This is a genomic window from Kribbella sp. NPDC054772, assembly GCF_053611945.1.
In genome coordinates this window covers 109238-133873 of sequence record NZ_JBSHBJ010000020.1, presented here as the reverse complement: position 1 = coordinate 133873, position 24636 = coordinate 109238, and the positions used below count along the sequence as shown (strand labels likewise).

The window sequence follows — 24636 nt, the reverse complement described above, 5'->3', positions numbered from 1 at the left end:
TGGGTTGATAGGCCAGAAGTGGAAGCGCCGTAAGGTGTGGAGCTGACTGGTACTAATAGGCCGAGGGCTTGTCACACACTTAAGACTTCAAGCCTGATTTTGCGCTATGTAACGATGTTCGCGTTCACTGTACGGTTCCCAGGATACGGTCAACCCCAGCCAGTAAGTGGCTCGAGTAGGTTGATAGTGTTCTCATAGAGTTTCGGTGGCCATAGCGTCGGGGAAACACCCAGTCTCCATTCCGAACCTGGAAGTTAAGCCCTTCAGCGCCGATGGTACTGCGACCGGGAGGTCGTGGGAGAGTAGGACGCCGCCGGACATTCACACTGTTAAGGGCCACCCCAATCGGGGTGGCCCTTAACATATGTGCCCACAAGATTTGGATAGACCGGAACGATCCGGCAGCAACAGCTTGTACCCGGAACCTCCTCCTACCAGGGGAGTGCTCCCGGCCAGGGCGTCACCTCCGCTGCGGGCGCGGTAACGTTTGTCCGATTACTGCTCTTCAGCATCGTTAGGAGTCATCGTGGCGACGCCACCTCGCAATCCTCGCTCCGGCTCTGGGGACCGACGCGGTTCCTCCGGTGGCGCCGGCCGTTCCGGTGGAGGCCGCCCAGACTCCAACTCCGGCCGTTCGGGCTCGAGCTCCGGCCGCGGTGGCTCGGGAGCTGGCCGTGGCGGCTCCGGAGGCGGGCGTTCGGGCTCGGGTTCCGGTGGTTCCGGAGGCGGCTGGTCGAACTCCGGCTCTGGTAGTTCCGGGGGTGGTTGGTCGGGCTCTGGCGCGGGCCGTAGTGGTTCCGGCGCCGGCCGTGGCGGTTCGGGTGCGCCCCGTGGTGGCTCCGCCGGCGGGCGCGGTTCTTCGTCTGCTGGGAGTGGTGGTTCCGGTGGCGGGCGTGGTGGTTCGGGTGCGCCGCGTGGTGGGTCGGCCGGTCGGTCTGGTGGAGCGCCGGCTCGGCGGGGTGGATTCGCGGGCGGTCGGTCCGGCGGATCGTCGTACCGGGATGGGGACTCGTCCGAGAACAGGCGGGGGTTTGCTGGTTCTCGGGGAGATGACAAGGCTGAGCGGGATCCGTTCGGTGGCCAGATGTCGGGGCGCGATGACCGGTCCGGTGGCTATCGGCGTGATGACCGCGGGCCGGGGCGTCCCGGTGCGGGACGTGGAGTAGCCGGTTCTCGGCGGGACGACCGCGCTGGGCGCGACGACCGCGGTGGATACCGGCGTGACGACCGAGGTGACGATCGCGGTGGGTACCGCCGCGATGACCGTGGGGCCAGTGGTGGCAACCGGCGGGACGACCGCGGTGGGTATGGCCGCGAGGAGCGCTCGGGCCAGGGCGGCGGGTATCGGCGGGATGACCGCGCCGGTGACAGCCGTGGTGGATACCGGCGTGACGACCGGGGTGACGATCGCGGTGGATACCGGCGCGATGACCGCGGGGCCAGCGGCGGTAGCTACGGGCGTGACGATCGCGGCGGGTCTGGGCGTGAGGAGCGTTCCGGCCAGGGCGGTGGCGGGTATCGGCGTGATGACCGTGCGGGTGACAGCCGTGGTGGATACCGGCGCGACGACCGTGGCGGGGACGATCGCGGTGGGTACCGGCGCGAGGAGCGCGGGGCCGGCGGTGGTGGCTACGGGCGGGACGAGCGTGGCGGGGACGACCGGCGTGGTGGGTTCCGGCGGGATGAGCGTGGCGGTGCTCGCGGTGGTGGGCCTGGGCGCGGTGAGCGTGGGGCTTTCCGGCGGGACGAGCGGTCGGATTCGCGCGGGCGGACCGGCGGTCGGGACGATCGGCGGGGATCCGCTGGGCGTGACGACCGGCGGGATGACCGGCGTGGTGGGTTCCGGCGGGACGATCGCGAAGAGAAGGTCGGGCCGCGGCGCGATGACCCGAAGGTTCCTGAGGGGATCACCGGCGCTGAGCTCGACCGTGGGGTGAAGGCCGAGCTTCGGTCGCTGCCTCGGACGCTGGCCGACCTGGTGGCACAGCACCTGGTCGCGTCGGGACGGTTCCTGGACGACGACCCGGAGTTGGCGTACCAGCATGCGCGGACCGCGCGGCGGTTGGCAGCGCGGCTTGGTGGCGTTCGCGAGGCCGTGGCGATCACGGCGTACCTGGCTGAGCATTACGACGAAGCGTTGACCGAGTTCCGGGCCGTACGGCGGATGACGGGGAACCACGAGGTCATCGCGATGATGGCTGACTGCGAGCGCGCGCTCGGGCGGCCTGACAAGGCGCTGGCGTTGACGAAGGACAAGCACGTCAGCGATCTGTCCGAGGCGACGCAGGTCGAGCTGCTGATCGTGGCGGCCGGGGCGCGGCGCGACATGCGGCAGACCGCGGCGGCGATCCAGATGCTCGACGTGCCGGAGCTGACGAAGCGGACGCGGGCCGAGTGGTTGCCGCGGCTGCGGTTCGCGTACGCCGATGCGCTGGCTGAGGGTGGGCGGACCGACGAGGCACTCGTGTGGTTCCACCGGGCGGCCGGCGTCGACGGTGACGGGGTCACCGGTGCTGCCGAGCGGGCTGCTCAGCTCGAGGGTCTGGAGTTCACGGACCTCGACGAGGACGACGCCGTGCTCGATGATGAGTACTTCGAGGACGAGTACGCCGAAGAGATCGCGGACTCGGCCGACACCGAAGCCGACGAAGCTGACGCTGAGGCTGACGAGGTCGACGCCAAGGCTGATGAGGCTGACGCTGACGCCGATGAGGCTGAAGCCAAGGCCGATGAAGCCGAGGCTGAGGCTGACGAGGTCGACGCTGAAGCTGATGAAGCCGACGCGGAGGCCGACGAAGCTGACGCGGAGGCTGATGAGGCCGACGCCGATGAGGCTGACGCTAAGGCTGATGAGGTTGCTGGTGGCGAGCGGGATGGTGTGAAGGACTGAGGGCTGGGGGGGAGTGGCCGTGGGTGGCGGGCGGTTGGATGCGGAGACGCCGGTCGGCGTGCTGATCGGGAACGCGCTCGCCAAGGGGACCGCTCGGCTCGAGCGGTCCATCCAGATGGTGGAGAACGACGAGGACGACGCCATCCACCAGGTGCGCGTGTCGTGCCGGCGGCTGCGGAGCGACCTGAAGCTGTTCCGCAAACTCCTGGACGGTGACTGGGCGACCGAACTCCGGGCCGACCTGGCAGCGCTGGCGCAGGCGTGTGGCGAGGCGCGTGATCTGGAAGTGATCGCCGACCTCGTCCGCGAGAACGGCAGCAGCGAGGACAACCCGGAGCACGTCGACACGATTCTCACCAGCCTGACCCTCGGCCTCGGCCGCGCATCCGCACGCTCGGCCGAGGCCGTCCTGGGAGAGTCCACCAAGGACCTCCTCACCACCCTCGACTCGGTGGCCACGGCCCCCGGCCTCAAACCCAAAGCCGACAAGCCCTGCAGTGAGGTCCTGCCGCAACTCCTGCAGTCCGCGACCGCGAAGTTCACCCAGGAAGCCGACAAACTCGAGCCCTGGACCCCCGACGACGACTGGCACGAGGTCCGCCTGCTGGCGAAGCGAGTCCGGTACGCCGCCGACACCAGCGCCTCCGTCCTCGGTGACGAGGCCAAAGCGACCGCAGCCCACGCAGCGACGTACCAGGAGCTTCTGGGGCAGCACCAGGACCACTGCGCCGCGGCGGACGCCCTGACTGCCATGGCGGCGGACGCGGCGGCTCAGGACGACCCTGAGCTCTCCTTCACCCTCGGACGGCTCACAGAGCGCCACCGTGCGGCTCGGAAGCCACTCCGCGAGCAGTTCCTCAGCCTGTACCACCGGCCCTGACTCACAGGGTCCGACTCACAGGGTCCGGAACAGCAGCCCCACTCGTGGCTTCGGGCCGAACGACGTGGCCTTCTGCGGCAGCACGACGCCTTGCGCCGCGGAGCGCAGTACCTGGTCCATCTGCGGTGCTGTGAGCTCCACAGCGACCTTTGTAGGGCCTGCCAGTGCCAGTGCGTCCGCCAGCGTGTGATGGAAGCTCAGATCGTCCTGAACGACACCCCAGGCGGGTAGTAGTACCTCGTGGAGCAGTACGACGGCCGGAGCGTCCGACGCGGAGTGCAGCGTGAGCCAGCTGGAACCGTCTGTGAGCGAGATGCGATTCGGATCGCCGTCCACGCGACCAGGCTGCATCTGCCAACCCACCGGCGTATGCGTCTGCACGGTCTGCAGGTCCAATCCCGGTACGACGCGGTGGATCGGGTCCAGCGTCAACGGATGCCGCACGTAGTCGACCAGCATCGCCAGACCGACGTCAGCGCTCGCGCGATACGGCGACCGCAACTGACGCTCCAGGTACGCCGCGTAGCGGTGGTGCCCGTCCGCGATGACCGCCTCGTGCCTGGAGAGCTCGGCCTCGATCTCTGCGAGCTGTTCCGGGTCCTCGATCCGCCAGATGCGGTGCTCGGCCCCGTTGTAGGTCTCGGCCTCCAGCCACGGCTCACCGGACCGCGCCGCGTCGACCGCGTCACTGGCCACACCACCGTCGGCGTACGCCAGCAGGATCGGCTCCAGATCGGCGTCCGTCGCCTCCATCAGCCGCAGCCGGTCGTCGACCCAGTGCGGCATCACGTTCTCGTGCGGCAGCACCACGTGCCGCCCCGGATCGAGACGGAGCGAGCCGACCAGTCCGCACAGTACGGCGTCCCCCAACCGCTGCTCGTAGACGTACAGTGCGGGGCGCTCGTCCTGCACCACGACACCGTCCCGCTGCCACCCGGCCAGCCGCTGCGCGGGTTCGTCGTACCGGGCCGGACCGAGCTCCGGATCGCGTGGAAGGATGAGCCTCACCATGTTGTGCAGATCAGAGTCAGTCAGCCGCCGGACGATGGCGGGTTCCAGCACGTCGTACGGCGGTGACGTGACGGCGCCGAGCGCGCTCACCTTGCCCGTCACGAACCGCCAGGCACGCAGTGGGTCGAGGCGCAGCGCGCTCTCCCTGGGATCCGGCATGCGCGGCATCGTACGGGGTGATGCATGAGCACGGAACGTACGGCGCCCGAACCGCTCTCGGCGTGTGACGAACCGCTCGCGAGCCGGTACGACGTGGCGCTGCTGGACCTCGACGGCGTCGTGTACGTCGGCCCGGATCCGGTCCCGAACGCGCCCGAGAACCTCCGCAAGGCCGCCAGCGAAGGCATGCGGATCGGGTTCATCACGAACAACGCGAGCCGGCCGGCGCGGATCGTTGCCGAGCACCTCGCGTCGTTCGGGCTGGACGTGATCGCGGAGGACGTGGTGACGTCCGCGCAGGCGGCGGCGAAGCTGATCGCGAGCGAGTTCCCGAAGGGCTCCCCAGTGCTCGTGGTCGGCGGTGAGGGCCTCACCGCCGCGCTCGAGGAATACGGCCTGACGCCGGTCCGGACCAGCGACGCGCACCCGGTCGCGGTCGCCCAGGGCTTCCACCCGGAGGTGAACTGGGTGATGCTCGCCGACGGCGCGCACGCGATCAACGAGGGCGCGAAGTGGTTCGCGACCAACATGGACGTGACGATCCCGACCGCCGCCGGCAAGGCGCCGGGGAACGGCACGCTGGTGCAGGCCGTCCGGGCCGCCGTCGACGTCGACCCGGTGGTAGCCGGCAAGCCCGAGCCGCCGTTGCTGGAGACCAGCATCGAACGGCTGGAAGCCAAGCGCCCGTTGATGATCGGGGACCGCCTGGATTCCGACATCCAGGGCGCGCACGCGGTCGGGATCGCGAGCCTGTGGGTCGCGACCGGCGTGCACGACGCGTACGACCTGGCGCGGGCGCCGAAGAACCAGCGCCCGACGTACATCGGCGACGGGCTCGGCGCGCTCGCCGAGAAGCAGCCCGGTGTCACGGTGTCGGGCGGCAAGCACACCTGCGAGGGCTGGACGGCGGAGGTGGTCGACAACGCCGTCACGATCAAGGGCGAGGGCCGCCCGTACGACGGTCTGCGCGCGATCCTGTCCGCGGTGTGGGCCGCCGTCGACGCGCCCGCCGAGCCGGTCAAGCCCGCGAAGACCGCCGGGCGCGGACGCCGGCCGCGCCCGAAGCCCGCGCCGACGGCGGACTCGATCACCCTCGACGCGGCCCTGCACCGCATCGGCCTCGACAACTGAGCCAACTGAACCAACTGAGCCACTCTGCTGGCTGGTATCTCCGCACCGAGGCGATACCGTTGCTGGAACGAACCCCTGGAGGGCAGTCATGGTGATGGACGCACTGCGCGGCTACGTACAACTCGCGAACGGCCTGACCGAGGTCACCAAGCAGAAGGCCCAGGCAGCTGCGAAAGCGCTGCTGCAGCAGACGGGTGCGGACCAGCTGACGACCAAGGTCAGCGACCTGGCCGACGAGATCGTTGCCACCAGCAAGAGCAACCGTCAGCTGCTGCAGGCGATCGTGGCGAACGAGGTCGAGGGCGCGGTCGCGCGGCTCGGGTTCGCCCGGTCCGAGGAGGTCGCGGCGCTGACCCGACGGGTGCGGACGCTGGAGACCGAGCTGGCCGACGCGCACCTCGCGGCGCCGGTGGCGGCAGCATCAGCGGCGGACGAGGTCGTCGAGGCCCCGGCGGTGAAGGCGCCGGCGAAGAAGACGGCGCGGAAGGCCACCACGAAGAAGGTGGCCAAGAAGTCACCGGTCAAGAAGGCGGCCAGGAAGGCGCCGGCCAAGAAGACTGCGAAGAAGGCCTGACGTGACCGAACATCCTGGCGAGCAGTTCCCACCGGGCGTCGACCCGGACGTCGAGCCCGGATTCGACCCGGAGCAGTCGGAGCAGATCCACACCCACCCGGACTACGACACCGAGCCCGGTGCGCAGGACGCGGCCGAGCACGTCGATCCCGCGGCCGTCGAGTTCGGTCCGGAGTTCGCGCGGGCGCCGGGCGAGGAGTACGAGCACTCCTTCGAGGCCGGCTCCGCCGAGGACCCGACGTACGAAGAGACCGGTTCGGACGAGGAATCGGCGTATCAGGAGGAGTCGGGGGAGGGTGGGCATCCGTTGGTGGAGCAGACGATGGGCCGGCTCGACGAGTTGCGGGACCGGCCGGTGAGCGAGCACGCCGACGTGTACGCCGACCTGCACGAGACCCTGCAGAGCGCGCTGGTCGAGGCCGACGCCGACCAAGGCGACCGGGGCTGAGTGGCCAAGGGAATCAAGCGGTCGCGGCTCGACGCCGAGCTGGTACGGCGTGGTCTCGCGCGGTCCCGTGAGCACGCCAGCGAGCTGATCGCCGCCGGCAAGGTGAAGGTCTCCGGGACGGTGGCCGGCAAACCCGCGACCGGGGTCGGCACCGACGCCCCGATCGTCGTCGACACGTCCGAGCACGAGGACCCCGGCTACGCGAGCCGCGGGGCGTACAAGCTGCTCGGCGCACTCGAGGTGTTCGACCGGATCGAGGTCGCGGGCCGCAGAGTGCTCGACGCGGGCGCGTCGACGGGCGGATTCACCGACGTCCTGCTGCGGAACGACGCGGCGCACGTGATCGCCGTCGATGTCGGGTACGGCCAGTTGGTGTGGGCGTTGCAGACCGACGAGCGGGTCACGGTGATGGACCGGACGAACGTCCGGACGCTGACGCTCGAGGACATCGGCGGTGCGCCGGTCGACCTCGTGGTCAGCGATCTGAGCTTCATCTCGCTCACGCTCGTCCTGCCCGCGCTGATCGGCGTGGTGAAGCCGGACGGCGATCTGGTGCTGATGGTGAAGCCGCAGTTCGAGGTCGGCAAGGAACGGCTCGGCAAAGGCGGCGTGGTGCGCGACCCGGAGCTGCGCGCGGACGCCGTCCGGGGTGTGGCGGCCAAGGCGCGCGAGCTCGGCTGGGGAATCGAAGGCGTCGCGGCCAGCCCGTTGCCTGGTCCGTCAGGAAATGTCGAATACTTCCTGTGGATACGACGTGTTGCGCCGGTGCTCGATGAGACGATGCTCCAAACGGCGATCGAGAGCGGACCGCAGTGACCGGGAGGCAGGGTGGTTGAGCACGAGCCGCGGCGCGTGCTGCTGGTGACGCACACCGGCCGTGAGCAGGCCGTCGAGGTCGCCCGCGACGCGCACCGGCTGCTGACCGATGCCGGGATGCAGGTCCGGCTGCTCGGTGTCGAGGCGGAGGCGCTCGCGCTCGACCCGGTGGAGGTCGTCGACGACCCGGAGAAGGCGGCCAACGACGTCGAGCTGATCATGGTGCTCGGCGGCGACGGCTCGATCCTGCGCGGCGCCGAGCTGGCCCGCCCGCACGGTACGCCGGTGCTCGGGGTGAACCTGGGCCACGTCGGGTTCCTGGCCGAGGCCGAGGTCGACGACCTGGAGCGGATCGTCCAGGTCGTGGTGAACCGCACGTACACGGTCGAGGAGCGGATGACGCTGGCCGTTGACGTGCGGCTCGACGACGACCTGATCTTCGAGACCTGGGCGCTGAACGAGGCCAGCGTCGAGAAGGCCGCCCGGGAGAAGATGCTCGAGGTCCTGGTCGAGGTCGACGACCGGCCGCTGTCCCGCTGGGGCTGCGACGGTGTCGTGGTCGCGACCCCGACCGGCAGTACGGCGTACGCGTTCTCGGCCGGCGGGCCGATCGTCTGGCCCGAGGTCGAGGCGATCCTGCTGGTGCCGCTGAGCGCGCACGCGTTGTTCTCGCGGCCGATCGTGGTGGCGCCGACGTCGCGGCTGTCGATCGAGCTGGTGCCGTCCTGGCACGGGCGGGGCGTGCTGTGGTGCGACGGCCGGCGGATGGTCGAGGTGCCGCCCGGCGCCGAGATCACGGTCCGGCGGGGCGCGACCCCGGTCCGGCTGGCGCGGGCGCACGAGGCCCCGTTCACGGACCGGCTGGTGGCCAAGTTCGACCTTCCGGTGCTCGGCTGGCGCGGGGCCGCCGAGCGCAAACGCAACGGCAACACCAACGGCAACACCAACGGCAACGGCAACGGATTACAGGAGACCTAGGCATGCTCTCGGAGATCCGCATCACCGGGTTGGGCGTGATCGAGGACGCGACGCTGGACCTCGACCCGGGGTTCACCGCCGTCACGGGTGAGACCGGGGCCGGTAAGACGATGGTCGTGACCGGGGTGAACATGTTGCTCGGCGGCCGGGCCGACAGCGGGCTGGTGCGGCACGGGACGCGGCGCGCGCGGGTCGAGGGACGCGCCAGCGCCGTACCGCGGGCGATCGTGCAGCAGGCCGAGGACCGTGGCGGCGAGCTGGACGACGACGAGTTGCTGATCGCGCGCGAGCTGTCCTCCGAGGGCCGGTCGCGGGCGTTCCTCGGTGGCGCGTCGGTGCCGGTGTCGGTGCTGGGGGAGGTGTCCGGCGATCTCGTCGCGATCCACGGGCAGGCCGACCAGTGGCGGCTGCTGCAGCCGGCGCGGCAACGCGAAACCCTGGATACCTTTGCCGGCAAGGCGGTTCTCGTTCCGCTGCAGGAGTACGCCGCGGCGTACAAGCGGCACCGTGAGGTCGAGGCCGAGCTCACCGAACTGACCACGCGGGAACGTGATCGCCTGGCCGAGGCGGATCTGCTGCGGTTCGGTCTGGACGAGGTCGCGAAGGCGGAGCCCTTGTCCGGCGAGGATGTCGAGCTCGCCGCCGAGGAGGAACGGCTCGCGTACGCCGACGGTCTGCGGACCGCGGCGACGAGCGCGGCTGACGCGTTGGCGTCCGAGGACCTCGACTCGACCCGGCCGAACGACGTACTCGGCCTGCTGGCGTTGGCGAAACAGGTCCTGGACGCTGAGCGCGAGCACGACGCCAAGCTGGCCGAGCTGGCCGATCGCGCGGGCGAGCTCGGGTACCTGGCGGCCGATCTGGCGCAGGAGCTCTCGTCGTACGCCGCGGATGTCGACACCGATCCGGCGCGGCTGGCCGTGGTGAGTGAGCGGCGGGCGCTGCTGCACGGTCTGGTCCGTAAGTACGGCGACGAGCAGGGAACCGTGGACGAGGTACTGGAATGGACGAAACGCTCCGCGACCCGGCTCGCCGAGCTCGACGGCAGCGACGAACGGGTCGAGGCCCTGACCGGTGAGCTGACCGAGTTGGACGCGAAGCTCGGGGAGCTCGGACAGCAGATCCGGGAGGCGCGGATCGAGGCCGCGGAACGGCTCGGCGTCGCGGTGTCCGAAGAGCTGACCGGGCTGGCGATGCCGCACGCGAAGCTGACGGTCGAGGTGCACGAGGCCACGGCCGGTCCGTTCGGGATCGACGAGGTCGAGTTCTGCTTCGCGGCGAACCCGGGCAGCCCGGCCCGCCCGCTGCAGAAGGCCGCGTCCGGTGGTGAGTTGTCGCGGGTGATGCTCGCACTCGAGGTGATCCTGTCGGATACGCATCCGGTGCCGACGCTGGTGTTCGACGAGATCGACGCCGGTATCGGCGGCCGGGCCGCGGTCGAGGTCGGTAAGCGGCTGGCCCGGTTGGCGCAGAAGGCGCAGGTGATTGTGGTCACCCACCTGCCGCAGGTGGCCGCGTTCGCGGACCGTCACGCCGTGGTGCTGAAGAGCGACGACGGCTCGGTCACCACGAGTGGTTTGGTCGCCCTCGACGACGACGCCCGCCTGAAGGAACTGTCCCGGATGATGGCCGGCCTGGAGAACTCCGACGCCGCCCAGGCCCACGCCGAAGAACTACTCGCACTGGCCGCCGAACGGCACACCAAACCGAAGCGCAAGAAGCGCTGACGCTCAGCGGCCCTGGATCCCGCCGGGCTTGTGCGTCTCGACCCTGCTCCCGGTAACGGGCCGCTCCGAGCCGGCGGCGGAACTACTCGGACCGTCGCCCGCGGAACCAGTGGGACCGTTGTCCGGGATGCCAGGAGTTGGGACGTCGCGGTCCGTGTTGTTTACCGAACCGCCGACGCCGCGCTGGTCGGCCGCGGCGCGCAACTCGTTGTACGCCTGCCGTGCCCCGTTGACCTCGGCGAGCAGGCTCGAACGGCGCTCCGGGATGCCCGGGACCGGGCCCATGCCTCGCGTGCGTTCGGCGATGTCGGCCGGGGTCATGTCCAGAACGGTCCGTGCCCACGCCTGGGCGCGGGCCGTCGGCTCGTTCCGGGGCCGTGACGATCCGCCACCCGGCGAGTACGTCGCACCCCTGGGATCGGCGACTCCAGTGAGGGCGGCCTTGGCTCGGGCCATTTCCGGGTCGAGGGGACCGTTCGGCGTCTCCGTCATGGGCTGGTCCGTTCGTCGCTGGCAGTGGCGACGACAGTAGTAGGGACCCGGGTCGCAGGTCGTTCAAAAGGATGATTTGACGGACAGTCACTGTTAATTCAGTGCGTGAACAGGCGCGTGCCCGGGTAAATGAACCGGGAAGGGGCTCTTGACATGGCAGGATGAGAGCGCGATGAAACTGCCCAGCCTGCGGAGAGCACGTCCTACTGAACTGCCCGGCATCACCGGAGTGGTCCGGCTGGATCGCCGTACCAAGAATCTCACCAAACGGCTGAAGCCGGGTGAGATCGCGGTGATCGATCATGTCGACCTGGACCGGGTGAGCGCCGAGGCGCTGGTCGACTGCAAGGTCGCCGGGGTGGTGAACGTCGCCGACTCGATCAGCGGCCGGTACCCGAACCTCGGTCCGGAGATCCTGGTCGAGGCCGGCATCCCGCTGGTCGACGGGGTCGGCCGCGAGGTGTTCTCGCAGCTGCACGAGGGGGAGCGGGTCCGGCTCGACGAAGGCACGCTGTACCGCGGTCACGAGGCGGTCGCGAAGGGTGTCGCGCAGGACAGCAAGACCGTCGCGGAGCTGATGGACGACGCCCGGTCCGGGCTGTCGACCCAGCTCGAGGCGTTCACCGCCAACACCCTGGAGTACCTGCGCCGCGAGAAGGACCTGCTGCTCGACGGTGTCGGCGTACCCGAGATCCACACGCCGATGGAGGGCAAGCACGTCCTGATCGTCGTCCGCGGGTACGACTACCGCGACGACCTGGTCGCGCTGAAGTCGTACATCCGGGAGTACCGGCCGGTGCTGATCGGGGTCGACGGCGGCGCGGACGCGCTGGTCGAGAACGGCTACGTACCGGACCTGATCGTCGGCGACATGGACTCGGTGAAGGACGACACGCTGAAGAGCGGCGCCGAAGTGGTCGTGCACGCGTACCGCGACGGCCGCGCGCCCGGGTCGGAACGGCTGGAACGGCTCGGCGTGGACTCGATCGAGTTCCCGGCCACCGGCACCAGCGAGGACGTCGCGATGCTGCTGGCCGACTCCAAGGGCGCGTCACTGATCGTCGCGGTCGGTACCCACAACTCGCTGGTGGAGTTCCTCGACAAGGGACGCTCCGGGATGGCCAGCACCTTCATCACCCGCTTGCGTGTCGGTGCCAAGCTGGTGGACGCCAAGGGCGTCGGCCGGTTGTACCGCAGCCGGGTGTCGACCCTCCAGGTGATCGCCCTCGCCGTGGCCGGCCTGTTCGCACTCGGCATGGCGTTGGTCGCGATCGGCGCCGACGACGTGCTCTGGTCGATCCTGCGGGCGCGCTGGAGCGACTTCGTCTACTGGATCCGGGAGCTGTTCACGTGATCGACTTTCGCTACCACATCGTCTCGATCGTGGCGATCTTCTTCGCTCTGGGCGCCGGTGTGGTGCTCGGCGCGGGCCCGCTGAAGGGCACCGGCAGCGATATCGTCCAGGCCCAGGCCGACAAGGACCGCCAGCAGCTGGCCGACGCGCGCGCCGAGCTGGTGCAGGTGAAGGCCCTGGACAAGTACCGCGACGACTACGTCGCCAAGGTGACCGCCGGGCTGACCGACGGCAAGCTGGCGAACAAGAAGATCGCGATCGTCACGATGCCGAACGCGGACAGCGACCTGAGCGACGGTGTGCAGGGCGAGCTGGAGAAGGCCGGCGGCGTCGTGACCACCAAGGTCGCGCTGGACGCGAAGCTGTTCGACACCGGTCAGCGCCAGCTGGTCGAGTCGCTGGTCAACCAGCTGGTGACCGCGGACATGAACTTCCCGAAGGACAGCACGACTTACCAGCGGGTTGGTCTGCTGCTGGCCCGTGGGGTCGCGGCCAAGGAAGAGGGCAAGACCGCCGACGCGGACTCGGCCAAGGTGATCAGCGGGCTGACCGGCGCGAAGCTGCTGTCGCTGAAGCCGTCGCAGGTCAAGGACCGGGCCAGTCTGATCGTGGTGATCGCCGCGAAGCCGCCGACACCGGCGCCGGACAACTCGACGTACACCGACGCGGTCGACTTCATCAAGGGTCTGGACATCGGCAGCGGCGGGGTCGTCGTCGCCGGCACGCCGGACACCGCGGCCGACGGCGGACTGCTCAAGGCCTTGCGGAGTGACTCCGACGCCACCAAGATCGTTTCTTCGGTGGACGTGGCCGACATTCCCGCCGGCCAGATGACGGTGGTCTTCTCGCTGGCCGAGCAGGCGACCGGCAAGGCGGGGCAGTACGGCGCGATCAACGCGAAGAACGGCGTCGCGCCGTCGGCCGTACAAAATAAGGACAACTGACGTGGGAATACTCAGCGCCGCCATCGCCGCGGCCGCTACCGCAGGACTGGAGCGCGCGGCCGAACAGCTGCCGAAGGAGAACCGGGAGCCGTTCGAGCGCACCAACCACCGCGGTGAACCGGTCACGCTGCTCGAGGGCCCGGTCGCGGTGCTCGGCGCGCTCGCCGGCGTCGCGGCGTCCCGCGGCAACGGGAAGGTGAAGACGGCCGCGCTGGTGGCCGGCGCCGTCTCGGGGGCGGTCGGTGCGTACGACGACCTTCGCGGGACCACGCAGGCCAAGGGTTTCCGTGGTCACCTGAGCGCGTTGAAGCGCGGCGAGGTGACCAGCGGCGCGGTGAAGATCCTCGGGGTCGGCGCCGCCGGTCTCGCGGCCGCGGCGCTGCTGCCGCGCAAGTCGCGTGGCGTCAAGGCGGTCGCCGGCGTGGTTGCTGACGGCGCCTTGATCGCCGGTACGGCGAACCTCACCAACCTGCTCGACCTGCGCCCGGGACGCGCCCTCAAGGCGGTCGTCGCGCTGAACGCCCCGCTGGCCGCCGTGAACGGCCCGGCCGGCGCCGTCGTCGGCGCCGCAGCGGCCTCCGCCCCGTCCGACCTCGGCGAACGCTCGATGCTCGGCGACTGCGGCGCCAACGGCCTCGGCGCGATCACCGGTACGGCGTTCGCGGCCGCCCTCCCGCGCCCGCTCAAGACCCTCGTCCTGGCCGCCGTCGTCGGCCTGAACCTCGCCAGCGAGAAGGTCAGCTTCACCAAGGTCATCGCCGACACCCCGGTCCTCGACAAGATCGACCAGTGGGGCCGACGACCCAGGTGAGTACGGGCGGTCGCGTCGCCCGGGCTGCGCTGATCGTTGCGGCGGTCACTGTTCTGGCTCGGGTGGTCGGGTTCGGTCGTTGGCTGGTGTTCTCCAAGACGGTCGGGGCCGGGTGCCTGGCCGAGGCGTACACGACGGCCAATCAGCTGCCCAACATCCTGTTCGAGGTCGTCGCCGGTGGCGCGCTGGCCGGTGCGGTCATCCCGGTGCTGGCCGGTCCGGTGGCGCGTGGCGACCGGGCCGCGCAGGGCCGGATCATCGGTGCGTTGCTGTCCTGGTCGTTCGTGCTGCTCGCGCCGGTCGCCGTACTGGCCTGGATCCTCGCCGGTCGCTACACCGACGCGATGCTCGATCCCGGCGCCGACTGCGCCAGTACGACGGCGACCGCGACCCGGATGCTGGCGATCTTCGTCCCGCAGATCTTCGGGTACGCCATCGCGGTGATCGCGACCGCGGTTCTGCAGTCCCACAAGCGGTTCGCAGCCGGCGCCTTGGCCCCGCTGATCTCGAGTCTGGTGGTCGTCGCCACGTACTTCGTGTTCGCAGCGGCCGCCCCGAACGCCGACTCGGCCTCCCGTGGCGCCACCGACCTGCTCGCCTGGGGCACGACCGCCGGTGTGCTCGCGCTGGCCCTCACGGTGCTCGGCCCGATGCTCGTCCTCCGCCTGCCGATCAAACCGACCCTGCGGTTGGACCCCGGTGTCGGTCCGGTACTTCGGAGACTCGCGTTCGCCGGCCTGGCCGTACTGATCGCGCAGCAGCTCACGTTCGTCGTCACGACGTACCTGGCGAACCACCGGGGTGTCGCGGGCAGCATTGCCGTGTACACGTGGGCCAACGCCGTCTATCTGCTGCCGTACGCGGTGCTGGCGGTGCCGATCACCACAGCCGTCTTCCCGCGTCTCGCAGCGGCCTTCGACTCGGGGGAGGGCTTCGATCGCTACGCGGCCGCCTCCACGCGGGCGGTGCTGCTCGCCGGCGGTGCGGGCGCCGCACTGCTCATCGGTACGGCGGTCCCGGTCGCCAGGATCTTCGCGTACGACAACGGCGCGGTGCAGCAAGCTCAGGCGACTTCACTCGCCAACGGGCTCATCGCGTTCGCGCCGGCGGCTATCGGGTTCGCCGTACTCATGCATGTCGGTCGGGTGCTCTACGCGCGGCACTGTGGTCGTGAGGTGGCTCTGGTGACCTCTGCGGCCTGGGTACTCGTCGCAGTCGCCGGAGTGGTGCTGACGCTCAAGTGGGACGCCGTACCGGCGCTGGCGGCCGCGATGTCGGTCGGCATGGTCGTCGGTGCGGTGGCGCTGCTCGCCGTACTGCGTCGGGAGGCCGGACCCGGTGTACTGGAGGGGGCTGGTCGTGCGACCCTTGCGGCACTGGCTGGTGCCGTATTGGCCGGCGCAGCGGGCTGGGTGGTCGCATTACCGGCCGGCAGCGGCGGCGTGGGCAAGGCCGTCGTTTTCGCCGTCCTCTCCGGCCTGGCCGTCGTGATCGTGTACGCCGGCGTGGCAATGGCCCTCGACCGCACCGATACCCGTGCTCTACTACGACGGGGTTCTGCAGAGGAGGCGCAATGAGGATCGGGCTGCTGCTCTCGGAGTCGCGGGGCGGGATCGGGCAGCATGTCGCCTCGCTGGTGCCGCGGTTCGTCAGTGCGGGGCACGACGTGGTGGTCTGCGCGCCGCCCGGGACGGCCGAGCACTTCGACTTCGGGCCGGCGACGGTCGTCAGCCAGGCGGCCGGGCTGCGCGGCTGCGACGTGATCCACGCGCACGGCTACCGCGCCGGTATGACCGCGCTACGGGACAGGTCGCGGCTGCGGCCGCTGGTGGTCACCTGGCACAACGCTGTGATCGCACCGGGCCCACGTGGCCTGGTGATGCGGATGGGGCAGCGGCTGGTTGCCAGAGGCGCCAACCTGACGCTGGGAGCCTCCAGCGACCTCGTGGAGCTCGCGCAGAGCCTAGGAGCGCGTAACGCCCAGTTGGCGCCCGTAGCGGCCCCTGCGATGCCCAGGAGCCGCCTCCCGCGCTCCGCCGTACGGCGGGAGCTCGGGCTCGGCGATCAGCGCGTGGTGCTCACTGTGGGCCGGCTGGCTCCGCAGAAGGACTATCCGACCCTCCTGTCTGTCGCTGCGCGCGTCCACGAGTCCACGCCGGACGCCGTGTTCCTGGTCGTCGGCGACGGGCCGCTGCGCGACAACCTGCAGGCGCGGATCGACGCCGAGCAACTGCCCGTACGGCTGTTGGGGCACCGCAACGACGTGGCCGACCTGCTGGGCGCGTCCGACGTGTTTCTGCTCACGTCGCACTGGGAGGCGCGTGCCCTGGTCATCCAGGAGGCGATGCAGGTCGGCGTACCGGTGGTGGCGACCGCGGTCGGCGGCGTACCCGAGCTGGTCGGCGACAGCGCCGTACTGGCGTTCCCCGGGGACGCGGACGGGCTGGCGGACGGCGTACGCGCCGTGCTGGCCGAACCCGACACGGCGAACGCTATGCGGACACGTGGCCGGGAGTTGTCCGCCAGATGGATGGACGAAGACGCCGTCGCGAAGAATCTGCTCGACATCTACGCGGGTCTCGTCGCGACCGGTGCTTGACAGCAGGTAGGCTGGAGGCCCGTGGACAGGGCTTCGAATTCCCAGCAGACCAAGCACGTATTCGTCACCGGTGGCGTGGCATCCAGTCTCGGCAAGGGACTGACAGCGTCCAGCCTCGGCAGTCTGCTGACGGCTCGGGGCATCCGGGTGACCATGCAGAAGCTGGATCCGTATCTGAACGTGGATCCCGGCACGATGAACCCGTTCCAGCACGGCGAGGTGTTCGTCACCAACGACGGCGCCGAGACCGACCTGGACATCGGTCACTACGAGCGGTTCCTCGACCGGGACCTGTCGGCGGTCGCGAACGTGACCACCGGGCAGATCTACTCCAGCGTGATCGCCAAGGAGCGCCGCGGCGAGTACCTCGGTGACACCGTCCAGGTGATCCCGCACATCACCAACGAGATCAAGGAGCGGATGCTCGCGATGGCGGGCCCGGACGTGGACGTCGTACTGCACGAGATCGGCGGCACGGTCGGCGACATCGAGTCGCTGCCGTTCCTCGAAGCGGCGCGGCAGGTCCGGCACGACGTCGGCCGCGACAACGTGTTCTTCCTGCACATCTCGCTGGTGCCCTACATGGCGCCCAGCGGTGAACTCAAGACCAAGCCGACGCAGCACTCGGTGGCGGCGCTGCGGTCGATCGGTATCCAGCCGGACGCCATCGTCTGCCGCGCGGACCGGCCGATCCCGGACAGCGTGAAGCGCAAGATCTCGCTGATGTGCGACGTCGAGCCGGAGGCCGTGGTCGCCGCCGTCGACGCGCCGTCGATCTACGACATCCCGAAGGTCGTGCACGCCGAGGGCCTGGACGCGTACGTCGTCCGCCGGCTGAACCTGCAGTTCCGGGACGTCGACTGGACCCGCTGGGACGAACTGCTGCGGGTCGTGCACCACCCGAAGGACGAGGTCACGGTCGCGCTGGTCGGCAAGTACATCGACCTGCCGGACGCGTACCTGTCGGTCGCCGAGGCGCTGCGCGCGGGTGGGTTCGACAACGACGCCCGGGTGAACCTGCGCTGGATCGCCTCCGACGAGTGCGCCACGCCCGAGGCCGCGGCCCGGCTGCTCGGCGACGTGGACGCGATCTGCATCCCCGGCGGTTTCGGGGTCCGCGGGATCGAGGGCAAGATCGGCGCGATCCGGTACGCCCGCGAGCAGGGTGTCCCGATCCTCGGGCTCTGCCTGGGCCTGCAGTGCATGGTGATCGAGGTCGCGCGGGACCTGGCCGGCCTGGACCAGGCGAACTCCAGCGAGTTCGACGCCGACGCCGAGCAGCCGGTGATCGCGACGATGGAGGAGCAGAAGCACATCGTCTCCGGTACCGGCGACATGGGCGGCACGATGCGGCTCGGGCTGTACCCGGCGAACCTGACCGACGGCTCGATCGTCCGCGGCCTGTACGGCGCCCCGTCGATCCAGGAGCGGCACCGGCACCGCTACGAGGTGAACAACGCCTACCGGGACAAGCTGGAGAACGCCGGCCTGGTGTTCAGCGGTCTGTCGCCGGACCACGAGCTGGTCGAGTTCATCGAGCTGGACCGGTCCCTGCACCCGTACTTCGTGGCCACCCAGGCGCACCCGGAGCTGCGGTCCCGGCCGACCAAGCCGCACCCGCTGTTCTCCGGCCTGGTCTCGGCCGCCCTGGACCGGCAGCGCGAGTCCCGGCTCCCGGTGGAGGACCCGCAGCCGACCTCGACAACTGCCGCGAAGAAGCCTGCCAAGGCTGCTGACAAGGCTGAGGCGGTCAAGGCGCGATGACGGACTATCCCGAACTGCGGTTCGGCGCCGGTCTCGAGGACAAGCCGGAACGCTGGCCGGTGTCCGCGTCCGAGACCGTCCACGAGACCGGACGAGTGATCTCGGTACGCCGGGACACCATCGAACCGCCGGGCGGGGACTCGTTCGTCCGCGACGTCGTGGTCCATCCCGGTGCGGTCGGTGTGGTGGCGCTGGACGGGGACAACCGGATGCTGCTGGTCCGGCAGTACCGGCACCCGGTCGGCTACAAGCTGCTCGAGGCACCGGCCGGCCTGCTCGACGTCCAGGGGGAGCAGTACCGCCTGGGCGCCGAGCGCGAGCTGTGGGAGGAGACCGCGACCAAGGCCGCCGACTGGCGGATCCTGGTCGACGCGTTCACCTCACCAGGCCTGACCGACGAGGCCGTCCGGATCTTCCTGGCCCGCGACCTGTCACCGGCCGACGAGTCCTTCGAACGTCTCCACGAGGAGGCCGACATGGAAACCGTCTGGGCACCCCTGATCGACGTCGTCGGCGCCGTCCTGGCCGGCCACCTGCAGAACCCGATCCTCGTCATGGGCTCCCTCGCCGCCTGGACCGCCCTCAACGGCCCCGGCTTCGAAACCCTCCGCCCATCCGACTCCCCCTGGCCGGCCAAGGACCGTCGCTGATCGTCACCTGTCGGACCGGCTGGTACGGCGGTAGTAGTCGCGCCAGATCAGCCGGTGCAACGGGACCCAGCGCGGAATCGAGCGGACCCCCGGGATGAACGGAACCAGGACCAGGGCGAGCGTCAGCACCGCCATCAGGGCCCAGACCTGGGCATCGGCGTTGTCCGACGTCGAGAACGGCTTCACCTGGTACCAGAAGGTGTACAGCCACATCCAGGGCTGACCCGGGTAGTTGCCGGTCTCGTTCATCATGCCCCACTGGTCACCGCCCAGGTTCCGGGCGCGCGCCTGGTCCTCGAGGTAGGCGCCGTCCGCCAGCAGCAACAGCCCGCGGGTCGCGTCCCCCTTGTAGAAGCTGCCGCGGGAATCCAGCATGCCCTCGAGACCGCCGGAGCCGGTCAGCCGCAGGAACTTCGCGGCGAGCACCGGGACCGGTCCGTAGCCGATGGACGGCTTCACCGCCGCAGGGTTGCCATCCGGTGCCGAGGACAGCGCGGCGGCGTACGCGGCTGCCCAGGCCTGCTGTCGCGCAGCCGGCGCCGCGCTCCACACGGCCAGCGCCGCGGACAGGACCGGGTCTGCGCTGACACCACGCAGCGGTGTGATGACCAGGTCGTTCGCCGAATCGACCGGGATCCGCACACCGGCCCAGTTCTGCAGCTCGAGCGGCCCGAGCACCTGCCCGGTCGAGGCGTGGTTGTACGGCGGCCCGTACTGCGCGCTCGTGGTCGTGCCGGCGAGTTCACCGGTCGCGGTCGCCACGACGTCGTTCGGTGCCTTCTGAGCCCAGTCGGACAGCGTGATCGACTTCTCGTCGGGTGATGAGAACACAGCGGCCAGAACCGTTGTCAGCACCGCGACGACGATCAGCGCGATGACGAACTCCTTGACCAGGTCGTAGGACCGGGTCGGGAAGTCATGAGCGTCCGGCGTACGGCGGTGGCGTGTTGCTGCGACGGTGGTCATGACGAGGCCTCCACGTCATCGGTGCGCGCAGTGTCTTCAGCGTCCCCGGTCGTGTCGGCACCGAGCGGTGGCACGACGCCATGCCGGCGTACCAGGATCACGTGCAGCACCACCAGCAGTCCGATGGCGGCGGGCAGCAGGGCGATGTGCCACATCAGCATCTGGCCGGGGTCGAGCACGTTGAACCAGGCGCCGATGCCGACCGAGTTGAGGCCGTCCTTCGCCTGGGTGCTGATCCACTGCGAGTCGAAGTTGGACTGCATGAGGTACCCCGTGAAGGCGGTCCCGATCGACCCCACGAACGCCACCACTCCGGTGATCCAGGTGAGCGCCCGCCGGCCACGCCAGGCCGCCATGAAGAACTTGCCCCACAGGTGGATCACCATGAACGCGAAGAACAGTTCCACGCTCCACAGGTGCAGCGAGTTCATGAAGTGACCGGTCGACGACGAGTGCCACCACGTGGGGCCGCCGAGTGCCAGGACGGCTCCCGAGGCGAGCACGATCAGCAGGGCCGCCAGGGTGAGCACGCCGAAGACGTAGATCCAGGACCGCACGTAGACGGGCTGACGGTCCGGGAGCAACTGCCCCGGCGGGACGGTCCGCCCGAGCCGCGTCCGGAGGCGCGTCGTCCAGTTGCCGTCGGCCGGCCGGTCGTGGTCCTTCGCCGCCGTGCGGCTGACGATCGACGTCATGACCGATCACGCTGCTGGTCCTGGTCCGGGTCCTGGTCCGGGGCGTGGTCGTGGTCGCCGGACGGGAACGGGACGACGATCGCGAGCGCGAACACGACGAGCATCGCCGCGATGATCAGCAGATTGGTCACCGAGATCTGTACGACTCCCCAGTGCAGATAGCTCCCGGCCATCACGTCACCTCCGCAGGCTGGACTTTCTCTCACCGTCGGCGCGGCCGATCCGCCCGGACAGGGTCGTTGGTCTCGACCGGAAAGGACCAAAGTCGTCGCGACCGCCGATGGTCCCTCGGATCCGGTCCCTTGACCTGCAGGACGGAAAGGGGGTACACCTCTGACAACGATGTCACCCATCCGTGAAGGTTGGTCCGCCCATGCGTCGTTCGGTTGTGTTCCGTCCTGCCCGGTTCGTGCTCGCCGGGGTTGTCGTCGCAGCGCTGGCTCCGGTCGCGCACGCCGTACCGAGTCCTTCGCCGGGTAGTTCGGTCTCCCACCCGACGACCGCGCCGCCGGATGATCCGTTGGCTGCTCGGTTGCGGGGGCCGGAAGCGGTTGGCGCCGGGCGGATCAGCGCGAGCTCGGCTGATCCGACCGAGCATGTGGATCCCTTGGTCGGTACGTCGAATGCCGGGGACACGTTTCCTGGTGCGGTGCTGCCGTTCGGGATGTTCTCGTTCAGTCCGGAGACGAGTCGGGGGAATGCGTACCGGACCGCGGCGCCTGGTGGGTACCTGTACTCCGCGACGAAGATCCGTGGATTCAGCCTCACGCACATGAGCGGGACCGGGTGCGCGGGCGGTTCGGGGGACATCCCGATCTTCCCGCTCGCCGGTGATGTGACGACCTCGCCGCAGAGCGACGCGAAGGACGCGGTCTACGCGTCGACGTTCAGTCACGCCAACGAGGTCGCCAAGCCGGGGTACTACAAGGTCGGCCTCGACTCCGGCGTGACGGCGGAGCTGAGCGCCACCACGCGGACCGGTTCGGCCGCCTTCACGTTCCCGGCCGACCAGGCCAAGACGGTGATGTTCCGTACGTCGAACTCCGAGGTCGGATCCAGCGACGCGCAGCTCAGCATCGACCCCGCGCACCGCACGGTCAGCGGATCGGTGACGAGCGGCAACTTCTGCGGGTACCTCGCCAGCGTCGGGCAGCGCAGCTACTACACGCTGCACTTCGTCGCGGAGTTCGACCAGCCCTTCAAGAACCAAGGCACCTGGGCCGACACCACGGTGACTCCGGGCAGCACGAGCGCCCGCGGCGGAACGACGTACGGGACCGACGGGTGGATGCCGCCGAACAAGGGCTCCGGTGGGTACGTCGGGTTCGCCGGCGACAAGGTGACGATGCGGATCGGCATCTCGTACGTCAGCACCGCCAACGCCTTGGCGAACCTGCACGCCGAGAACCCACGCGGTACGTCGGTCGCGGTGACGGCCGCGAAAGCCAAGCAGGCGTGGCGAAAGCAGCTCGACCGCATCGAGATCACTGGCGGTACGACGGACCAGCGCACCACGTTGTACACCGCGCTGTACCACGCCCTGCTGCACCCGAACGTGTTCAGCGACGTCAACAAGCAGTACTGGGGTTTCGACCAGAAGCCCCACACGCTCACCCGTGGACAGCAAGCGCAGTACGCCACCTTCTCCGGGTGGGACGTCTACCGGTCGCAACTGCAACTAGTTACATTGCTCGAACCTGACCGCGCGGGCGACATCGCCCAGTCGTTGTTCAACCAAGCCTCGCAGAACGACGGCATCTGGGACCGATGGACGCACGCGTCGGGTAGTACTGCCGTGATGACTGGCGACCCGTCGGCGCCGGCAGTCGCGGGCATCTACGCATTCGGTGGGACCAACTTCGACGCACGCCAAGCACTGAAGTCTTTGGTGCAGGCGGCGACGGTGCCGACGGCCAAGGACCTCAGTTCGGCAGGTAAGCCGGTCATGTCGATCGGACAGCGGCCGTCGCTCGACAAGTACCTCGCGCTGCACTACATCCCCACGAAGTCCAACGCGTGGGGCGGTGCGGTCGAGACGCTCGAGGACGTGACGGACGACTTCGCCCTGGCACAGTTGGCTCAGCGGACCGGTGACCAGGCGACGTACCAGAAGTTCCTGACCAGGTCGCAGTACTGGCAGAACGTTTTCAACCCGGACAACGGTGGCTACATCCAGAACCGCGACGACAACGGCGCCTGGCCGGCGTTCACGCCGTCGACGTACGACGGGTTCGCCGAGGGTAGTAGTGCGCAGTACACCTGGATGGTGCCGCACAACCGGGCCGGTCTGGTCGACGCGATGGGTGGTGTGGACGCGGCGAATCAGCGGCTGGACGCGTTCTTCAAGAACCCGGACGGGACCTGGGCGCTCACCGGTGCGGGCGAGCTGCACGCGGAGATGGACAACGAGCCGTCGATCAACGCGCCGTGGATCTACAACTACACCGGCAAGCCGTACCAGGCGCAGGAGACGTTGCGTCAGGCAATGAACCAGCTCTGGAACACCAGCACCGGTGGAATCCCGGGGAACGACGACCTGGGCGCGATGTCGTCCTGGTACGTGTGGACCGCGCTGGGGCTCTACCCGGATGTGCCGAGTCGTGCGGAGCTGCAGGTGGCGGCGCCGCTGTTCCCGCGGGCGGTGATCCACCGGGACGGCGGGAAAACCATCCGGATCAACGCTCCGGGCGCGGACGCGCCGTACGTCCAGTCCTTGAAGGTCAACGGGACGGCGTCGACCAAGGCGTGGTTGCCGGAGTCGTTCGTGCAGCGTGGCGGCACGCTGGACTTCACACTCGCGGGGACGCCCAACAAGGTGTGGGGTGCGGACGTCGACGACGCACCGCCGTCGTGGCGGACCGGTGAGATCCCGTTCCAGACCTCCACCGACACCAGCCGCGTGGTGATCGCTCCGGGAACTGCCAGTGCACCGATCGCCCTGCAGGCGCACAGGTTGAGTGGGACCGCACTGGACGTCACCTACACGCTCAAGACACCTGCTGGTCTCACGGCGACACCTACTACTGGCACGTTCCCCGTCGACAAGACCGGTAGCGCGGCCGTGACGATCACTGCGGCCGCTGGTACGCCGGACGGGCGCTATCCGGTCACGGTGACGATGAAGGCCGCTGACGGGACTGTGCTGCCACAGGTCGGTTTCACTGTCGTTGTCGGCCAGCCGAACTCCTTCTTCGTACTGCGCGAAGGCGTGGGCATCTCGGACGACAACGGGGATCACACCGAAGCGGACTACGACGGTGGTGGCGTCAGCTACTCACGCCAGGCTCTGGCCGCGGCTGGTCTGGCACCTGGTGGCGCCGGCACAGTGCAGGGCCTCAGCTTCACGTGGCCCGACGTACCGAGTGGTGAGCCTGACAACGTGCCTGCTGATGGTCAGCTGCTCAACCTGAACCTGCCGACCGGTAGTACGAAGCTGTCGTTCCTCGGCAGTGCGGTGAACGGCAACCAGCAGACGACCGCGACCCTCACCTACGCCGACGGGACCACGTCGCAGATCGACCTGTCGTTCAGCGACTGGACCCTGGGTGGTGGCGGCGACACGCTCCACTACGGCAACGTGATCGTCGCAACCACGCCGTACCGCAACGAATCCGGCGGCGGCAAGGACAACGTCACCACCCACATCTTCGCCACCGCACCGGTGACGCTGGCACAGACACCGGTCAGCATCACGCTGCCGAAGAACCGCGACCTCCGGCTCTTCAGCGTGGCCGCCGGCTGAAGCTC

Annotated in this window: 22 protein-coding genes and 1 rRNA gene; 18 read left to right on the top strand and 5 right to left on the bottom strand. The window is 69.4% G+C overall.

The window, feature by feature from the left end; genetic code table 11:
- Nucleotides 1–201 precede the first annotated feature (201 nt).
- The 4 genes from rrf to ACWGID_RS27270 all read left to right on the top strand — a co-directional run bounded on the left by rrf (nt 202) and on the right by ACWGID_RS27270 (nt 3770).
- A 5S ribosomal RNA gene (gene rrf / locus ACWGID_RS27285) occupies nt 202–319 on the top strand.
- 901 nt (nt 320–1220) lie between these two features.
- Nucleotides 1221–1937, top strand: a complete 717-nt coding sequence (locus ACWGID_RS27280; RefSeq protein ID WP_452201204.1) for a hypothetical protein — start codon at nt 1221–1223, stop codon at nt 1935–1937.
- On the top strand, nt 1934–2890 hold the full coding sequence (locus ACWGID_RS27275; RefSeq protein WP_452201202.1) for a hypothetical protein: 957 nt from the start codon (nt 1934–1936) through the stop codon (nt 2888–2890). Before ACWGID_RS27280 ends, ACWGID_RS27275 begins: the two co-directional genes overlap by 4 nt.
- 19 nt (nt 2891–2909) lie before the next feature.
- On the top strand, nt 2910–3770 hold the full coding sequence (locus tag ACWGID_RS27270; RefSeq protein WP_452201200.1) for a CHAD domain-containing protein: 861 nt from the start codon (nt 2910–2912) through the stop codon (nt 3768–3770).
- A 15-nt stretch (nt 3771–3785) separates the two neighbouring features.
- Here the strand turns inward: ACWGID_RS27270 and ACWGID_RS27265 are convergent, their stop codons facing one another.
- Nucleotides 3786–4940: a DUF1015 family protein gene (locus ACWGID_RS27265; RefSeq protein WP_452201198.1), complete on the bottom strand. Its 1155-nt coding sequence runs from the start codon at nt 4938–4940 to the stop codon at nt 3786–3788.
- Between the two features lie 24 nt (nt 4941–4964).
- Between ACWGID_RS27265 and ACWGID_RS27260 the strand changes: the two genes are divergently transcribed.
- The 6 genes from ACWGID_RS27260 to recN all read left to right on the top strand — a co-directional run bounded on the left by ACWGID_RS27260 (nt 4965) and on the right by recN (nt 10614).
- Nucleotides 4965–6071, top strand: a complete 1107-nt coding sequence (locus ACWGID_RS27260; protein ID WP_452201196.1) for an HAD-IIA family hydrolase — start codon at nt 4965–4967, stop codon at nt 6069–6071.
- A gap of 88 nt (nt 6072–6159) precedes the next feature.
- Entirely contained in the window at nt 6160–6645 is a 486-nt protein-coding gene (locus ACWGID_RS27255; protein WP_452201194.1) for a phasin family protein, read from the top strand.
- 1 nt (nt 6646) lies between these two features.
- Nucleotides 6647–7093, top strand: a complete 447-nt coding sequence (locus ACWGID_RS27250; protein WP_452201192.1) for a hypothetical protein — start codon at nt 6647–6649, stop codon at nt 7091–7093.
- Complete coding sequence (locus tag ACWGID_RS27245; protein WP_452201190.1) at nt 7094–7909, top strand: TlyA family RNA methyltransferase; 816 nt, start codon at nt 7094–7096, stop codon at nt 7907–7909.
- A gap of 12 nt (nt 7910–7921) precedes the next feature.
- Nucleotides 7922–8887 carry an NAD kinase gene (locus tag ACWGID_RS27240; RefSeq protein WP_452201188.1) on the top strand — a complete coding sequence of 322 codons (966 nt, stop codon included), beginning with the start codon at nt 7922–7924 and terminating at the stop codon, nt 8885–8887.
- Nucleotides 8888–8889: 2 nt separating this feature from the next.
- Nucleotides 8890–10614 carry a DNA repair protein RecN gene (gene recN, locus ACWGID_RS27235; protein ID WP_452201186.1) on the top strand — a complete coding sequence of 575 codons (1725 nt, stop codon included), beginning with the start codon at nt 8890–8892 and terminating at the stop codon, nt 10612–10614.
- Between the two features lie 3 nt (nt 10615–10617).
- Here the strand turns inward: recN and ACWGID_RS27230 are convergent, their stop codons facing one another.
- Nucleotides 10618–11106 carry a hypothetical protein gene (locus tag ACWGID_RS27230; RefSeq protein WP_452201184.1) on the bottom strand — a complete coding sequence of 163 codons (489 nt, stop codon included), beginning with the start codon at nt 11104–11106 and terminating at the stop codon, nt 10618–10620.
- A 172-nt stretch (nt 11107–11278) separates the two neighbouring features.
- On the opposite strand from ACWGID_RS27230, the gene steA reads away from it, so the two are divergent.
- From steA to ACWGID_RS27195, 7 genes are read left to right on the top strand one after another with little or no spacing between them, the layout of a single operon-like run.
- A complete protein-coding gene (steA, locus tag ACWGID_RS27225) occupies nt 11279–12460 on the top strand; it encodes a putative cytokinetic ring protein SteA (protein ID WP_452201182.1) in 1182 nt (393 codons plus the stop codon).
- Nucleotides 12457–13404, top strand: coding sequence for a copper transporter (locus tag ACWGID_RS27220; RefSeq protein WP_452201180.1), 948 nt, complete (start codon nt 12457–12459; stop codon nt 13402–13404). Before steA ends, ACWGID_RS27220 begins: the two co-directional genes overlap by 4 nt.
- A gap of 1 nt (nt 13405) precedes the next feature.
- Nucleotides 13406–14215, top strand: coding sequence for a hypothetical protein (locus ACWGID_RS27215; RefSeq protein WP_452201178.1), 810 nt, complete (start codon nt 13406–13408; stop codon nt 14213–14215).
- A complete protein-coding gene (murJ, locus tag ACWGID_RS27210) occupies nt 14194–15792 on the top strand; it encodes a murein biosynthesis integral membrane protein MurJ (protein ID WP_452201177.1) in 1599 nt (532 codons plus the stop codon). The genes ACWGID_RS27215 and murJ overlap by 22 nt, the downstream gene beginning before the upstream one ends.
- Nucleotides 15789–16814, top strand: a complete 1026-nt coding sequence (locus ACWGID_RS27205) for a glycosyltransferase family 4 protein (protein WP_452201175.1) — start codon at nt 15789–15791, stop codon at nt 16812–16814. Before murJ ends, ACWGID_RS27205 begins: the two co-directional genes overlap by 4 nt.
- 21 nt (nt 16815–16835) lie before the next feature.
- A complete protein-coding gene (locus ACWGID_RS27200) occupies nt 16836–18578 on the top strand; it encodes a CTP synthase (protein WP_452201173.1) in 1743 nt (580 codons plus the stop codon).
- Complete coding sequence (locus tag ACWGID_RS27195) at nt 18575–19228, top strand: NUDIX domain-containing protein (RefSeq protein WP_452201171.1); 654 nt, start codon at nt 18575–18577, stop codon at nt 19226–19228. Before ACWGID_RS27200 ends, ACWGID_RS27195 begins: the two co-directional genes overlap by 4 nt.
- Nucleotides 19229–19231: 3 nt before the next feature.
- On the opposite strand, the gene ACWGID_RS27190 is transcribed toward ACWGID_RS27195, so the two are convergent.
- The 3 genes from ACWGID_RS27190 to ACWGID_RS27180 are packed head-to-tail and all read right to left on the bottom strand — an operon-like array spanning nt 19232 to nt 21062.
- On the bottom strand, nt 19232–20194 hold the full coding sequence (locus ACWGID_RS27190; RefSeq protein WP_452201169.1) for a hypothetical protein: 963 nt from the start codon (nt 20192–20194) through the stop codon (nt 19232–19234).
- Entirely contained in the window at nt 20191–20889 is a 699-nt protein-coding gene (locus tag ACWGID_RS27185) for a cytochrome b N-terminal domain-containing protein (RefSeq protein WP_452201167.1), read from the bottom strand. The genes ACWGID_RS27190 and ACWGID_RS27185 overlap by 4 nt, the downstream gene beginning before the upstream one ends.
- Nucleotides 20886–21062 (bottom strand): hypothetical protein, encoded by a 177-nt coding sequence (locus ACWGID_RS27180; protein WP_452201165.1) that lies wholly within the window; start codon nt 21060–21062, stop codon nt 20886–20888. Before ACWGID_RS27180 ends, ACWGID_RS27185 begins: the two co-directional genes overlap by 4 nt.
- Nucleotides 21063–21262: 200 nt before the next feature.
- Here ACWGID_RS27180 and ACWGID_RS27175 point away from each other — a divergent pair, with 200 nt between their 5' ends.
- A complete protein-coding gene (locus tag ACWGID_RS27175; protein ID WP_452201163.1) occupies nt 21263–24631 on the top strand; it encodes a GH92 family glycosyl hydrolase in 3369 nt (1122 codons plus the stop codon).
- The last annotated feature ends 5 nt before the right edge of the window (nt 24632–24636 follow it).